The sequence below is a fragment of the Devosia yakushimensis genome (assembly GCF_030159855.1).
In the GTDB taxonomy this organism is placed as follows: Bacteria; Pseudomonadota; Alphaproteobacteria; order Rhizobiales; family Devosiaceae; genus Devosia; species Devosia yakushimensis.
Genome location: NZ_BSNG01000001.1, coordinates 232556 through 247095, shown reverse-complemented (window position 1 = coordinate 247095; position 14540 = coordinate 232556). Strand labels below are relative to the sequence as shown.

Annotated in this window: 14 protein-coding genes; 9 read left to right on the top strand and 5 right to left on the bottom strand. The window is 62.1% G+C overall.

Features of this window, described 5'->3' with window-relative positions; genetic code table 11:
- Positions 1-32: 32 nt before the first annotated feature.
- The 6 genes from QQL79_RS01180 to QQL79_RS01155 all read left to right on the top strand — a co-directional run bounded on the left by QQL79_RS01180 (position 33) and on the right by QQL79_RS01155 (position 6217).
- Complete coding sequence (locus QQL79_RS01180) at positions 33-1007, top strand: ATP-binding cassette domain-containing protein (protein WP_284387159.1); 975 nt, start codon at positions 33-35, stop codon at positions 1005-1007.
- Positions 1004-1816 (top strand): ABC transporter permease, encoded by an 813-nt coding sequence (locus QQL79_RS01175; RefSeq protein ID WP_284387158.1) that lies wholly within the window; start codon positions 1004-1006, stop codon positions 1814-1816. The genes QQL79_RS01180 and QQL79_RS01175 overlap by 4 nt, the downstream gene beginning before the upstream one ends.
- Positions 1813-2634: a substrate-binding periplasmic protein gene (locus QQL79_RS01170; RefSeq protein ID WP_284387156.1), complete on the top strand. Its 822-nt coding sequence runs from the start codon at positions 1813-1815 to the stop codon at positions 2632-2634. Before QQL79_RS01175 ends, QQL79_RS01170 begins: the two co-directional genes overlap by 4 nt.
- A gap of 193 nt (positions 2635-2827) precedes the next feature.
- Entirely contained in the window at positions 2828-3460 is a 633-nt protein-coding gene (locus tag QQL79_RS01165) for a c-type cytochrome (RefSeq protein ID WP_284387154.1), read from the top strand.
- Positions 3461-3510: 50 nt separating this feature from the next.
- Complete coding sequence (locus QQL79_RS01160; RefSeq protein ID WP_284387151.1) at positions 3511-5274, top strand: pyrroloquinoline quinone-dependent dehydrogenase; 1764 nt, start codon at positions 3511-3513, stop codon at positions 5272-5274.
- 121 nt (positions 5275-5395) lie between these two features.
- Positions 5396-6217, top strand: coding sequence for a substrate-binding periplasmic protein (locus QQL79_RS01155; protein WP_284387149.1), 822 nt, complete (start codon positions 5396-5398; stop codon positions 6215-6217).
- A 93-nt stretch (positions 6218-6310) separates the two neighbouring features.
- On the opposite strand, the gene QQL79_RS01150 is transcribed toward QQL79_RS01155, so the two are convergent.
- Both QQL79_RS01150 and QQL79_RS01145 read right to left on the bottom strand, forming a co-directional pair.
- Positions 6311-6916: a zinc metalloprotease gene (locus tag QQL79_RS01150; protein ID WP_284387147.1), complete on the bottom strand. Its 606-nt coding sequence runs from the start codon at positions 6914-6916 to the stop codon at positions 6311-6313.
- A 103-nt stretch (positions 6917-7019) separates the two neighbouring features.
- The gene (locus QQL79_RS01145) at positions 7020-7334 is read right to left on the bottom strand and encodes a plasmid stabilization protein (RefSeq protein ID WP_284387145.1); all 315 of its coding nucleotides are present in this window, start codon (positions 7332-7334) and stop codon (positions 7020-7022) included.
- A gap of 313 nt (positions 7335-7647) precedes the next feature.
- Here QQL79_RS01145 and QQL79_RS01140 point away from each other — a divergent pair, with 313 nt between their 5' ends.
- Entirely contained in the window at positions 7648-8100 is a 453-nt protein-coding gene (locus QQL79_RS01140; protein ID WP_284387143.1) for a hypothetical protein, read from the top strand.
- Positions 8101-8153: 53 nt separating this feature from the next.
- Here the strand turns inward: QQL79_RS01140 and QQL79_RS01135 are convergent, their stop codons facing one another.
- Positions 8154-9827, bottom strand: coding sequence for a GMC oxidoreductase (locus tag QQL79_RS01135; RefSeq protein WP_284387141.1), 1674 nt, complete (start codon positions 9825-9827; stop codon positions 8154-8156).
- A 226-nt stretch (positions 9828-10053) separates the two neighbouring features.
- Here QQL79_RS01135 and QQL79_RS01130 point away from each other — a divergent pair, with 226 nt between their 5' ends.
- On the top strand, positions 10054-11532 hold the full coding sequence (locus QQL79_RS01130) for a lipopolysaccharide biosynthesis protein (protein WP_284387139.1): 1479 nt from the start codon (positions 10054-10056) through the stop codon (positions 11530-11532).
- A 150-nt stretch (positions 11533-11682) separates the two neighbouring features.
- Complete coding sequence (locus QQL79_RS01125) at positions 11683-12786, top strand: glycosyltransferase family 2 protein (protein WP_284387137.1); 1104 nt, start codon at positions 11683-11685, stop codon at positions 12784-12786.
- 18 nt (positions 12787-12804) lie between these two features.
- Here QQL79_RS01125 and QQL79_RS01120 read toward each other — a convergent pair whose 3' ends face one another.
- Positions 12805-13554 (bottom strand): TIGR02186 family protein, encoded by a 750-nt coding sequence (locus tag QQL79_RS01120; RefSeq protein WP_284387135.1) that lies wholly within the window; start codon positions 13552-13554, stop codon positions 12805-12807.
- Positions 13554-14486 carry a sulfite exporter TauE/SafE family protein gene (locus QQL79_RS01115; RefSeq protein WP_284387133.1) on the bottom strand — a complete coding sequence of 311 codons (933 nt, stop codon included), beginning with the start codon at positions 14484-14486 and terminating at the stop codon, positions 13554-13556. The genes QQL79_RS01120 and QQL79_RS01115 overlap by 1 nt, the downstream gene beginning before the upstream one ends.
- Positions 14487-14540 lie beyond the last annotated feature (54 nt).

Here is a 14540-nt window from a genome sequence, read left to right as displayed (position 1 = left end):
CCGCGAACCACCCCAACGCGAAAGTGCCTGCCATGATCCCCGCCGCCGTCACTGTTGAAGATGTGCGCGCCACCTATGGCAGCAAGGCCGCGCTCGATGGCGTCAGCCTCACCATTCCGCGCGGCTCCAGCTTTGCCCTGCTCGGCCCCAATGGCGCGGGCAAAACTACGCTGGTCAATATCCTATGCACCCTGCGTCGCCCCGATGGCGGCCGCGCCGTAGTCGCGGGCGCCGATGTCGTGCGCCAGCCCACCAAGGCCCGCCGCTCCATCGGCGTCGTCTTTCAGGACTCAAGCTTGGATGACCGCCTCAGCGCCTGGGAAAATCTCGAATTCCATGGCCTGGTCTATGGCCTCGCGCCAAAAGTCCGCCGCGAACGCAGCGCCGCCGTACTGGCTCTCGTCGAGCTCGAGGACTGGCGCGACGAAATCGTGCGCAGCTTTTCCGGCGGCATGCGCCGGCGCCTCGAAATCGCCCGCGCACTGCTGCACGAGCCAGAAATCCTCTTCCTCGACGAGCCCACAGTGGGCCTCGACGCCCAGACCCGCCAGCGCATCTGGCAGTATCTGGACCAACTCCGCCGCGAGCGCGAACTGACCGTGCTCACCACCACCCATTACATCGAAGAAGTCGAAAGCGCCGATATGGTCTGCATCATCGACCACGGCAAGATCATTGCTCAGGCGCCGCCCGAAGACCTCAAGGCCCAATACGGCACGCGCTGGCTGCACATTCTCCCCCGCGACGCCGCCGCCACCGCCGCGATCCTGGCCCGCTACCCCAATGCCCAGCCCCTGGGCAGCCACAGCCTGGCCCTCCCCGCCGGCGACAATGCCGTGACCGACGCTTTCCTCGCTGAATTCCGCGATAGCCTCTCCGAAGTCCGCTTCCAGGAACCGACGCTTGAAAGCGTCTTCCTTTCCCTCACCGGCCGCGAATTGCGCGACCGGGCCGATGGCCAGCGCGACGCCGAAAAGGCCGCCGGCAAGCGCGGAGGCCGAAGATGACCAGCCCCATCATTCTCATGCGCGGCGTCTATGGCGTGTGGCTACGCGAAATCATGCGCGCCACCCGCGACCGCGGCCAGATGATCGGCGGCGTCAGCCGGCCATTGATCTGGCTGCTGATTCTGGGCGTCGGCCTCAATCCCTATTTCCGCGGCGAGGTCTATGGGGAGGTGCGCTACGTCATCCCCTATACCTATCTGCAATTCCTCTTCCCCGCCGTCATCGTGCTCAACATCATGTATACCTCGATCCAGTTTGCCGTTTCGGTGATCTGGGATCGCGAATTCGGGTTCCTCCGCGAAGTGCTGGTCTCCCCCATGCCCCGAGCGCTGATCCTGCTCGGCAAGGTACTGGGCGGCAGCACCGTCGCCATGATCCATGGCGGCCTCGTGCTCATTCTCGCCCGCTTTGCCGATGTCACGCTCAGCCTTGAACAAATGGCCATGGCGCTCGGCCTCATGTTCGTGCTGGCCTTTGGCCTCACCTGTTTCGGCGTCGTGCTAGCCGCCCGCGTGCGCAGCTTTGAAGGCTTTGGCGTCTTCTCCAACACCATCATCTTGCCGCTCTATTTCACCTCCTCCTCGGTCTTCCCGCTCGATCCCGCCCTCACCCGCACGCAGACCGCCACCGCTTATCCCGAATGGCTGGTCTTCATGGTGCAGATCAATCCGATCACCTATGCGGTCGATGCGCTGCGGGGCGTCGTCATCGGTTTCAACCAATTCCCGGCCATTTACGGCCCCGCTGTCATCTTCACCATGGCCGTGGTGTTCTTCATCATGGCGCTGATCGATTTCGGCCGCTCATGACCCGCACCCGCCCGCATCGGTGGCTGCAGGCCGGGCTCAACATCGCCTTCATCGCGGCTCTCCTTACCGCCATCAGCTTCCTGCCGCCCGACACGTCCCTCTCCGACCGGCAAAAGGCCGGCGTGCTCAAGGTCTGCGTTCCCCCGAGCTACCCCCCGCTCATCACCGGCAATCCCACTGAACCGGGCTTCGACGCCGAACTGGTCGCAGCGATTGCTGGTGAACTGGGACTGCGGCTCACGCTCAATACCCTCCCTGCCATCGGCCAGGACTTCAATCCGCGCAACTGGTTCCTCACCCGCGCCCAATGCGATGTGGTGGCAGGCGGCGTCGCCGATACGCTGCAGACCCGCGGGTTCCTGCAGACTATTCCCACCGATGCCGAAACCGGCTGGGTCGGCATCTCAGCCAGCGGCGCCATGCCCCCTTCCGGCAGCGCCGTGGGCGTATTGCCGGGCACATCTGGCCTAAACCGGGTGGCGCTTTCGGGCTGGTTGCGGCAGCAGGGCCTGCGCGCTCAATTAATGCGCAGCCCTGACCAGCTCCGGACCGCCCTTGAAACGGGCGCAATTGCCGCCGGCATAACGGAGCGATTCGTTGCCGGAACGATCGACTTGGAAGAAAATTCGTTCCGACTGTTCTGGTTACCCGAAAGCATCTTTCCACATTATCGAATGGCGCTGGGCCTCTGGAAAGGCGATCAGACGCTTAAACGGGCCATTGCCAATGCCTTGGACAAGCTTGCGAAAACCGGCGCTCTCACCGGGCTTCGCGAGCGCTACGGGCTCGATGGCACCGTTGCAGACACCGCGGAATAATGGTCAGGCATAAGACTTTAGTATGCCCAGCACCATCGCAAAACCCGCTTCCGGCTGGACGGATTTGAGCAAAGTGTCATTGTACTTTTATGCCGCATGTGCGACGGTGACGCATCACAATGAACCCCAGCGTTAACTGTCTGAACGTTAACGCGTTTTTGCATTGTGCTTTACAACTCATTGGGAGGGTACCGTGCCTTTCAGATCCAAGCGGATCACCGCCCCCGTCGCCTTGCTTGCTCTTACCGTCGGCGTGTTGAGCGCCGGTTCGGCCATGGCTGCCGGCTTCACCGCCGAACAGGCCACTGCCGGTAAGACTGCATATGATTCCAACTGCGCCCAGTGTCATGGTTTTCAGCTTGAAGGACCCGATGCTCCCGGTCTTGCCGGGCGGGACGTGATGCAGAATTGGGATACCGCAGGCGGGCTCTACGACTTTATTTCGGTCGCCATGCCCCCTTCTGCGCCGGGCCTGCTCGGCGAAGAGACTTACGTCAACATCGTCGCCTATATCATGCAGTTCAACGGCGCCGCTCCGGGTGATACCCCGCTCGCCACCGGTGACGCGATGTATGAAGTCTCCCTGGCCACCGAAACGGCCGCTGGCGCTGCCAGCATGGCCGCTGCCGCGCTCGATGCCGGTGGCGCTTCCGCCGATGCCTCCACCGAGCCTGCTATCGCCGTGCCGCAGGCCTTTACCTGGGGCAAGCAACTCCCCGGCGGCCTGGCGCCCGCCGACATGGCTCCCTCGGCCGACGCCGCTGCGCCGACTGTTCCGCAAGCTTACACCTGGGGTCAGACGCTCCCCACGGTCGGCAGCAAATAACCACGGTCAACTAAGGCGTGCGGGAAGCACGCTGAACTCTGGAGGTATCGATGAAAATCGATCTGATGAAGTCCCTGCTGGTGGCAACGACGGCGTTTATCGCGCTGTCCGCTCCCGCCCATGCACAGGGCGTAAAGGCCGACTACGTACCGGTCACCGACGAAATGCTCGCCAACCCGCCGGCCGAAGATTGGCTGATGTTCCGCGGCGCATACAACAACCAGGGCTATAGCCCGCTTGACCTGATCAACAAGGACACGGTCGGTCAGCTGCAGCTCGCCTGGGCCTGGCCCATGGCTGAAGCCGGCATCCAGGAAACCGCTCCCCTGGTGCATGATGGCGTCATGTTCCTGCAGACCAACAACAACATCGTCGAGGCGCTCGACGCCAAGACCGGTGACCTGATCTGGCAATATCGCCATGTTCTGCCCCAGCTCCCCACCTCGTGGAGCTACCAGATCAACCAGGCCCGCCGCCAGAAGAACTCCATTGCCCTCTACCAGGACAAGGTGATCCTCACCACGGCTGACGCCAAGATCGTCGTGCTCAACGCGGCCGACGGCAAGGTTGCCTGGGAAAAGCAAGTTCTCGACTACAATCTGGGCTATAGCTACACCGTTGGCCCGCTGATTGCCGATGGCAAGATCATCTCGGCCATTTCCGGCTGCTCGATCGCCGGCACCGCCGGCGGCTGCTACATCTTCGCCCATGACGTGAATACCGGCGACGAGCTGTGGCGCTTCAACACCATCGACGATCCCGATAACCAGGCCCAGCAGGACAGCTGGGGCGGCGTTCCCGCTGAAAACCGCTGGGGTGGCACGCCTTGGACCACCGGTTCCTATGATCCGGAAACCAAGACCACCTTCTGGGGCATCGGCATGCCTGGCCCCTATTCCGAGCTGATCCGCGGTTCGGGCGACGGTTCGGTGCTCTACACCAACTCGACCCTGGCTCTCGATATCGAGACTGGCAAGCTCAAGTGGTACTACCAGCACCTGCCGCGCGATAACTGGGATCTGGACAGCCCGTTCGAGCGTATCCTGGTCGACCAGGAAATCGACGGTCAGACGCACAAGCTGCTGATCACCGTCCCCGGCAAGAACGGCATCGCCTTCGGTCTCGATCGCGACACCGGCAAGTATCTGTGGTCCAAGGAAACCGTGGTGCAGAACGTCGTCACCGGCATTGATCCGGATGGCACCGTTCATATCAACGAAGACCTGATCTCCAAGGCTGTCGGCGAAGAACACCTCGCCTGCGCCTCGGTTTCGGGTGGCAAGCTCTGGCAGGCCGGCGCCTATAGCCCGCTGACCCAGGCTTACTTCGTGCCCCTGACCGAAGCCTGCAACACCGTCGCTCCGACCCAGACCGAATTCACTGCCGGTAACGCAGTGGGCGCCGTCAAGTTCGGTCCGCGCGTGCTGCCCGAAGGCATCACCGATGCGGGCCTCCTCCAGGCCCTCAGCATCAACCCGACCCAGGGCGACTCCAAGTGGCAGGTGCGTGAGCGCCCGTCCATGACCAGCTCGGTTCTGGCCACGGCCGGCGGCCTCGTGTTCGGCGGTGACGCCGCCCGCGAAGTCAAGGCATGGGATCAGGAAACCGGTGACGTCGTCTGGTCGCAGCGCCTCAACGCGCCAATCGGCGGCTATCCGATGACCTACGAAATCGACGGCGAACAGTATCTGGCGATTCCCACCGGCTACTCCAACTCGGCCAGCTCGATTTCCTCGGCCTTCCCGGAAATCCCGCTGCCCACCGGCTCGGGCAACTCGATCTTCGTGTTCAAACTGCCAAAAGCCGGCAGCTAAAACCCAAGCAAAAGAAAGGGGCTTCGGCCCCTTTCGTCTTTCTGGGCGCCGCAACCGGCACCATATTGTGACTGGACGCCACGGCCTGTTTGGCCTTGCTGGGCGCCCAAGGAGAATTCCGATGCTTCGTTATTTCACGCTTGGCCTGGCCCTGCTCATGGCTGGCAGCGCCTATGCGCAATCCTCCGGCATTCCGCCCGAGGAGATGGACAATTCCAGGCGCCTCGCCGGCGACGCCATCAATGTGTGCTTCGATGTCACGAGCCTGGGCCGCGCCTTTGACGAAGACGTCGCCAAGGCCATCGGCGACGCGCTCTTTCTCGAGGTCAATGTCGTGGAAGGCTTTGGCGGCTTTCCGCTCAGCGGCGATGGCTTCCTCGACGAACTGACCCTGGCGATGAACAATACCTGCGACATGTTCATGGGCGTCTCGGTCTCGGTCAATTCACCGGTATCCGATGCCTTCGCGCTGACCCGCCCCTATGCCACCATTCCCTTCGTCTTTGTCGTCGCCGATCCCGATTGGCAAAAGCTGGGCGATATTCCCAAGGATCGCAAGCTGGGCACCGCCATGGCGAGCCTCGGCGAGATGAACTACATCACCTGGGCCCAGCAGCAGCCCGAGGCCGAGCGCTGGGTGCGCTACCCCTATGCCAATTTCGACCTGATGACGACGCGCGTGCTCGATGGCACCATTGCCGGCATGGTGTTGTGGCAGCCCGCCTTTGCCCGCCTGCAGCAGGAGCGCCCTGACGCAACTGCGCTCCGCGTCATCGCCAACGATCCCATCCCCAATGCCGAAGTCCATGTCGGCGCCCTGGTATCGAGTCGGAACAGCTTCCTGCGCAACCAGGTCGATCAAGCCATCGACGCCCTGGTCGCGGACGGCACAATTGCCGGCTTCCTCGAACAATACGGCTATACCGGCCACGCCGGCGAATAACGCCGCACTGGCCGCATCTTTTTTGAAGGATGGAGCGCAATAAGGTGCCCGCCCTCCCCCTCGAGGGGAGGGACTAGATCGGGCTCTCCGGCGTTACCGCAACTGCACCCACGGCAACGGCATCGTCGCCAGATTGGGCAGCCAGCCCGCCACTATTCCCACGATCACCAGCGCCAGCCCAAACGGCTCAAGCCGCAGCAGGCGCCGCTCTTCGCCCGGCCAGATCGCCTGCCAAAGCACGCCGCCGATCAGGCCCGGAATGGGCAGCAGATTGAGCGCCACCGAAGCCAGAACCAATATCTGCAACTGGCTGAGCACATAGATAACCGCATAGCCCCCCGTTCGCGGCAGCATCAGCGCCAGCGGCCGCAGCAGGTCAATGACCGGCACCGTGGCCACCATCGCCGCCAGCGCCAGCACGGCCCCCAGCACCAGCCCCCAGCGTCCCAGCCGGTTCTGCTTCGGATCGAACCGCATCGGCCGCACCCAGCTCATGGCAAAGAGCGAAGCCATGGCCACGCCCCAGACCGAAACCTGTGCAAAGGGATTGCCCGTGAGCCGCCCGTCATATTGCGGACGCCTGTCCCCCATCATTCGGGCAATGACGGCAAGCAACAGCCCCTGAATGCCGGCATAGAGGATCACCGCCGCGATACGCGACACGATCTCGCCCATGCTGAGCTCTCTGAGTAAATTCATGGGCGCGATTCTCCGGCGCTATGCTCCACGCACTTACCGCGCCACAGCTGCCGGAGGCAACAAATCCCGTCGTGAACGGCCCGGCATCCCGCCGGGACAGAGCCTAGCTGGCGCGATGCTCCGCATTGCGCTTGCGGGTCGCGGCAGCTTTCCTGGCCGAAGCCGATCGGGCAGCCGCGGACCGGTTGGCCGCAGCTTCCCCGCCCTTGCGTCCGCCCTTATGCGCTGCAGGATGCCCGGTGTCCTTCCCCCGCCCCGAGCCCGATTTCTTGCCGCCACCATCATCCTTGTTGACCGTGGCCCAAGCGCGCCGTTCGGCCTCCTTTTCGGAGACACCGCGGGCTTCATAGCCTTGTTCAATATGCCCGGCCTTGCGTTTCTGCTTGTCGGTATAGGCGGATTTGTCACCCTGGGGCATGGTTCTACTCCTCATCTGGATGAGGCACGGCACGGGTGGGACAAGGGCTCGGCTGCCATTTCGTTGGCCGGACCGGGAAACCGGAAAAACCGGCCCGTTCCCCATACCACCGCGTCCGGTTGACGCGTGCCGGGCCTGCCTTGATCAACCCGGCGCGCCCGAACTCGTTCCCATCACGTTTTCTGGCAAAGCCCGGCGCAGCAGATGAACCGGACTTAAACAGCCGGTTCACGCCAGCGTGAACTGGGCTTGGCTATTAGCCCCTCATCCAAAAAACAGCGCATCCACGATGCCACAGATGAGGAGACTACCAATGACCAAGACCATGACTCTGACACTCTCTCTTGCCGTCGCCGTTCTGGGTTTGGCAGCAGCCGCTGCCCCCACACAGGCAGCTACCCGCCTGATGAGCAGCTCGCTCGAAGGCTTCGAATATCGTTGCGAACGCCATGGCGGCGTTTTCGAGCAGGCGGGCGCACTGGTCAGCTGCCAGACCCCGACAGTTCCCGTCGCTTGCGAATACTTCGCCGCCCGCCAAGCCGTCTGTGAGTGGCCAGGCATCGAAAACCAGATCGCCGTCATCCGGGTGATCGGCATCCTTCCGGCTGGCTACTACCCGACCGGCAGCAGCGATGATTCCGCTGGTGGTGGCGGCAATGGGGGTGGCAAAGGCGGCGGTTTCGACGGCCCCAAGGACATTCAGGACGCACCCCAGAACGATCCCAAGCCGAACTTCGACGGCCCCGACGATATCAAGGCTCCGTAAGACCAGAGCTGTCGACGATGAAGGCCATCCGTATCCGCGGGTGGCCTTTGGCGTTAGCGGCCCTGCGCAAATACCGGCACGCCAGCGGGCTCGCTGGTTTTGAGATGATCGGCCAGGCGCAGCGCCATGGCAATCATGGTCAGCGTAGGATTGGCATAACTGCCCGTGGGGAATACCGAACCACCTGCGATATAGAGATTGGCGATGCCATGCACCTTGCCATCGGGATCGACCACGCCCTGGCTCGGGTCCTCATGCATCCGCGTCGTCCCCATATTATGGTGCAGGCTGAGACCGACGCTATTGTCGATATTCTCCAGCTCCAGGCGCCCCAGCCCGACCGCCGCAAGCTGGCGCACCAGGATCGCCTGGGCACGGTGAATACTGTCCTTGTCCGAGGCCCCCCAATGCACGGTGAGTTTGGGCAGGTTTGACCCCAGCCGGTCGCGCCGCTGGCTGAGCGTGATGCGATTGTCCGGATTGGGGGACTGCTCGGTCTGGCTGGTCAGCTCGAACTTTTCGTAGCGCTTCTCGTTTCCCGCCTGGCTCGACCAGCCGCCCCGGCTCAAGCTGGGAAACAGGTGATCGCGGCAGACGGCATGCTTGTAATAGTCCAGCACGAAATCATCGAGATTGCCGGCGAAATCGGCCACGAGTTTACCCGCATTCGTCGGTATGCGGCGTTCCCGCATGGCCTGGCGGAATTCACGCACCGCCAGATGCGCCGGTGATTGCTGGCGGCGGGTACGCGGAAACAGCAGCGTGGTAAATCCCAAAAGCTCCTGGCGCCGCCTGGTTTCCTCCGCAAAGGTCAGCCTGCCCATTACGGTCAGCTTGTCGAGATAGCGCATGTCATAGAGCGCATGCGTGGCAAACGCGCTCTGCTCATAGGGAAACAGGAAACCGGTACGGATCACCGGGTGATCCATGAAAAACCGGCCAACCAGATCCTTGCCATTGCCGAGACCGGCCTTCTGTACCCGATTGGACGCCAGCAGCAGACGCGCATTCTCAATCGCGCCTGCGGCAAGAATGTATCGCCTCGCCTTGACGGCATAGTGCTGGCCCGACAATGCGGCCACCCGCAGCCCCACTATTTCGCTGGCATTGCCGCTGGCCTCGATCTCGAGAACATTGGCATAAAGATAGACCGTGACATTCGATGCGCCTTCGAGCGCGGCGCGGCCCTCGCCGAAAAACCGGATACTGGGTCCGAATTTGAACATTGTGGTCTCGAGCTCGCCGCCCGCAAATGGCAGCCGCTTGGAAAGCCGCGCCTCCCAGCTGTCCGCCGAATAGTCCAGCGATCCGATGCCGCAGATATCCGATGCACGCCGGTAAAAGGGGTCCAGATGGTCACGCGGAAAAGGCCAGCCGCTATAGGCGAGCCAATCGCGCTTCTCGAAATCGATGGCTTCGAAAGGGGCATGCCGCACCCCGTGCTGGGCATAATCCTCCACCTGCACGTTCCAGGCATTGGAAAGCCCCCCGAACTGGCGCCGGCGCATGCGCGAAAGGCTGACAAAACGGTCTCCCTGGCTTTCGCCCGCGGCCAGGGACTGCGTCATCGCATCCAGCTCGACCCCGCCACTTTCCAGCACGCAAACCCGGATGGAAGAGCCAATGAATTCCCGCGCCAGCGAGAGGCCGACCGGTCCGCTACCGACGATGCACAGATCGAACTCGACCGTGGTCCCATCCGGCAGATTGCGGATATCTTCTAACATGTGGTGGCAGCCCCAGGCCTGCGATCTGCACTATGATATTCGCAACTTTTATTTTTAGGAATCCCGTCATCTCTTGAAGATTTAGAATAATTAGGGACCGAGCGAAAATACTCTATTATCCGAATAATCCCATTCTCATCGACTATTGATCACACATGCAGACGGGAAGTAAGCTAAGCTGGACCTAGTCAACTTTTCATCGTTCCTCAGAGAATAGGCGCGTGGAATGAACTTCAAGCGCCAGTTCGTGGTGAGCGCCTTCTGGTCCAGCATAGGCAATGGGGCCAGCAGCCTTATCAGCTTTGTTGTTTTTGCGCTGGTTGTACACCTCGTTGAGGCCGAGGCGGTCGGTATTGTTGCCTTTGCCATGGTATTCATCGTCTTCGGGCGCGTTTTCGTCGAAGCCGGCACGCACGAACTCATTCTCAGGCGCAAGGAATTCGACGACCGCTATGCCTCGGTGGCCTTCTGGCTCAGTCTGGCAATCTCGGCAATTGCCGTGCTGCTCTTTGCCCTCATACTTGCCCCATTGATCGATCGCGTCTTCGCGCCGGGCAGCGGCATCGTCCTGACGGTGCTCTCGCTCAGCTTCCTGGTCGATGGCAGCCGGGTCGTGCATGAGGCAAAGTTTCGGCGGGATTTCAAATATCGCGAACTCGCCATCCGCTACATGGCCGGAACGCTGGTTTCCGGCATTGTGGGGGTATGGGCGGCCTATGCGGGATATGGGGTCTGGGCGCTGGTCGCCCAGCGGCTGGTCGCTTCATTGGTCACCACCGCGGTAACCTGGTTCTCATCCACCTGGCGCCCCAGCCTGCTCTGGTCGCGGGAATTTGCCTCGGAACAGATCGTTCATGGCGTCGGACTATTGGGCGCCAGCACGCTCAAAATCATCATCCAGCGCGTTCCCGAAGTTGCCCTGGGCCTGGCACAGGGCCCGCTCAGCGTAGCCATTTACGGCGTAGGCATCAGAACCTATGAGGCACTCTACCAGCTCACGGCCTTCCCCCTGCTGAGCGCCGCCATGTCGAGCTTCGCGCGCCTTCCCGATCGCGAGTCGCTGGCCAAGGCCTATGTCAGCACGACCGGCTTTTTCAGCACGTTCAGCTTTCCCCTCTTCTTCGGCATGGCAGTCATCGCCGAACAACTCGTCCCCTTGCTCTTCGGCCCGAAATGGCAGACCTCGGGCTTTGTCCTGATGGCGCTTGCCGTGAGCGCTCCTCCCAGCGTGCTGGGCGTGCTGCTTCATCCGGTGCTCAACGCGCTGGGGCGCACCGCACTCATTTTCAAGCTCAATCTCGGCTCCGCCATCGTCATGCTAGCCGCCTGCGCCATCTTCGCCGCCCATGGCCCGGTGGTCGTCGCCATTGTTCTGGCCATACGGATCTACCTTGGCCTTGCCTGCATCCTCTTCGTGCTGAAGCGCGAGGTCGGCATCGATCCGCGGGCAATCCTGCTGGCAAATGCCCCGCCATTTTTCAGCTCGCTCGCCATGCTGGCCGCGGCCATTGCGATACGCCATATCCTGCCCCATGACCTGCCAACGATACTGGTTCTGGCCGCCCTGGTGCTGACCGGCGCCGTGACCTACATGGCCGTGATGATCCTTGCTTTCCCGCGCCACAGCGCCCAGGTGGCCCAGGAGGCCAGCGAGATGTTTCCTGGCCTCAAGCGCTTTGCCCGTCCGCTGCTCCGGGCCAATTAGTCGCCGGGAAACTGGCCCGCCACAGCAATTTCAAAAACACCGCAACAGCGTTACTGGCGCCGTCATGTATTTCGGCGACAGATCTTTTCAAACTGTACTTGCTCGATCCGCGCCATTATTATTAATTGCGGGCGAGCCAGAGGGGGCATTATGCAGCGCCGGGAATCGACGCTTGATGCATTGAACCAGGCCGGTTCGGCAGGGGCTGCCGGGCCCCATCCGGACCTGCCCCTGGTCTCGATTTGCCTGCCGACCTACAAACGCACCACCTTCATCCGGGAAGCGCTGGAATCTGCCCTGCAGCAGACCTATCCGAATATCGAGATATTCGTGAATGACGACACGCCGGGAGATGATATCCGCGCGATAGTGGAAGGTTACGCCTCCCCCAGGCTTCGCTATCAACACAACATGCCCGCGTTCGGATTTGTGCCCAAGCTCAACAATTTCCTGAGCGAGGCCAAAGGCGACTGGATGGTGATCCTGTGCGACGACGATATCTTCGCGCCGCAATTCGTCGAGCGCATGGTCGACAATGCCCGCCGCTATCCCGAAGCGAGCCTGCTGCGATCACGCAATAACCGCATCGACCTGCACGGCCAGCAAATCCAGCTCGATCCGCAATCCCCGGAAATCTCCTCGCCGACCCGGTTCATTCTCGATCTCTTCCGTCCGCAATCGGAAACCTTCTGGGTGAACCTCACCGGCTTCATGTTCCGGCCCGGGCAACTCAGGACCCTGGGTGGCTTTACCGATCTCTATGCCGCGCGCCATGCCGACCGGCTCGCCTGGGTGCAATTGGCGACCCTGGGGCCGGTCATCTGCGACCAGCAGTCCCTGTGCAATATCCGGCTGCATGGCACGTCGGTCTCCTCCGCGCTCGAGAGCGGCTACAACGATGCCATCAATGCCACCCACATTGCCGAAAAGAAGATCATCGGTGTTCTCGACGCGCTTGAGGGAACGGCGCTCGACGCCGGGCAGCAAGACGAAATAGCCAAAACCCGGCAGCTGCTGGGTCCCTATATCAACGAACACATCGCGCGCACCCTTCGCCATAGCCTCGTCGCCGAACTCAAGAAGCCGGATGGCAGTGAAGACCAGTTGCGCCATCTGCGCGCGCAATGGAGCAAGCTCGGCTTGCCGGTCACCCGCCTCACACGGCTGATCTTCCTGGTCAGCACCCTGCCCCGCTGGATGCGGCAGCCCATCGTCAATGCCATGCTGAACTACAAGCAGGCCTATATGCATTGATAATAGCCCGGCGGCGGCTCATCGGCGGAAGAGCACCCCGCCCAGCCAGCCGGTGGCCAGCGCCAGCATGATCGTCGCCAGCCCATAAACCACCGGATTGCCGCGCGCGGCTTCGGCAACATAACGCTCGAACCCCTGCGTGCGCACGGTGAAGCGCGTCGTGGTTTCGGCGACGATTTCTCCATCCCTGACAATCAAGGCACGCGCCAGATAGGGCCCGTTAATGACATCGGAGGCAATGGGAACGCGCACCGAAAAGGCGGTGGGCGACAGCATGACGACTCCACGATCCGCCTGCAGAAAATGCCCTGACTTGAGCATCAGCCGCACGAATTCTGCATCATAGGCCGGCGCATCGGACTGGGCCCGGCGCTCATCCACCAATCCAGCGAAACGCAGCCGCGGCTGAGCCAGCACATCCGCATTGGCGATTTGCTCCAGCGGACTGCTGGTGAGAATGGCATAATAGCTGGGCACCCGATCGTAGCGCGCCGAGGCGGAATTGAGCACCAGGCCGAGTTGGCGCCGTTTTTCCTGCACGCGCCAATCCGCCGTCGGCCCCTGCACCAGAACGATGACCGAAAATGCCCCGCCGGCGTTTTTCGGCGGTGTCTCGATATTGCCGAACAGCGTGACCGCCTGCCCCCGGAAATTGGAGTGCACCGCCACGACGGGATCGGAATTGGTGAAAACCACATTGATCTGGTCTTGCGCCAAAGCCGGCGCGCACAACCCGGCCAGCAGCGTAACCAAGGCAAGAAACCGCATCATCCGTCTCCAAACCCAAGTCTGGTGAGACTGAACGGATCGGTCGGCGAGATCACGAGGCCTAGGCCGAACCGTATGGCAATGGCCAGGATCAGCAATGCCAATAGGCCCCGCAACTGCTCGCCCGGCAGATGCTGGCCGGCGCTGGCACCGAATTGCGCCCCCGCGACACTGCCGATCATCAGGCAAAAGGCCAGCAGCCCATCCACCGATTGCGTCTGCAGGGCATGCAGGAAACACGTCACCGCCATGACGGCAAGCAGATGTAGCAGCGAGGTGCCCACCACGACCTTGCCTGGCACCCGCAGGATGTAGACCAGCGCCGGCACCAGGACGAATCCGCCGCCAATCCCCAGTAATGCACCGATAATGCCGATGACAAAGCCGATACCGATCACCGGAACGACGGAAATATAAAGCTGCGATTTGCGGAACCGCGTTCGCCATGGCAAGCGCTGAACCCATGGCGCTTGCCCCGGCAGACGGCGGCGCACGGCTGGCCTTTCCTTGTTACGGTTCAGAAGGGCCCGGGCAGCCTCGACAAACATCAGGCTACCGATCGAGCCCAAAAGCAGCAAATAGCCGAGCGACAGGAACAGTTCCAGCTGCCCCATCGCGCTCAGTCTGCCGAAAATCCACACACCCAGGGCCGAGCCGAAGAGCCCGCCAAACACCAGATAGCCGCCCATCTTGATGTCCATGGCGCCACGGCGGAAATAGGACAGCGCCCCCGATGTCGAGGAGGCAACCACCTGCGCCGTCACCGAGGCGACCGCGACAGGCGCCGGAACACCGGCAAAAAGCAGCATCGGGGTCAGAAGGAACCCGCCGCCCACCCCGAAGAGGCCGGAAATGAAGCCGATGGCCGCACCGATCCCCAGCAGGAAAAAGAGGTCCACGGAGAGTTCGGCAATGGGCAGATAGATGGGCATTTAAAGGCCGGTCATCCGCGGCATGCTGCGGATCAAAGCGGTTGCGGTTTGCGA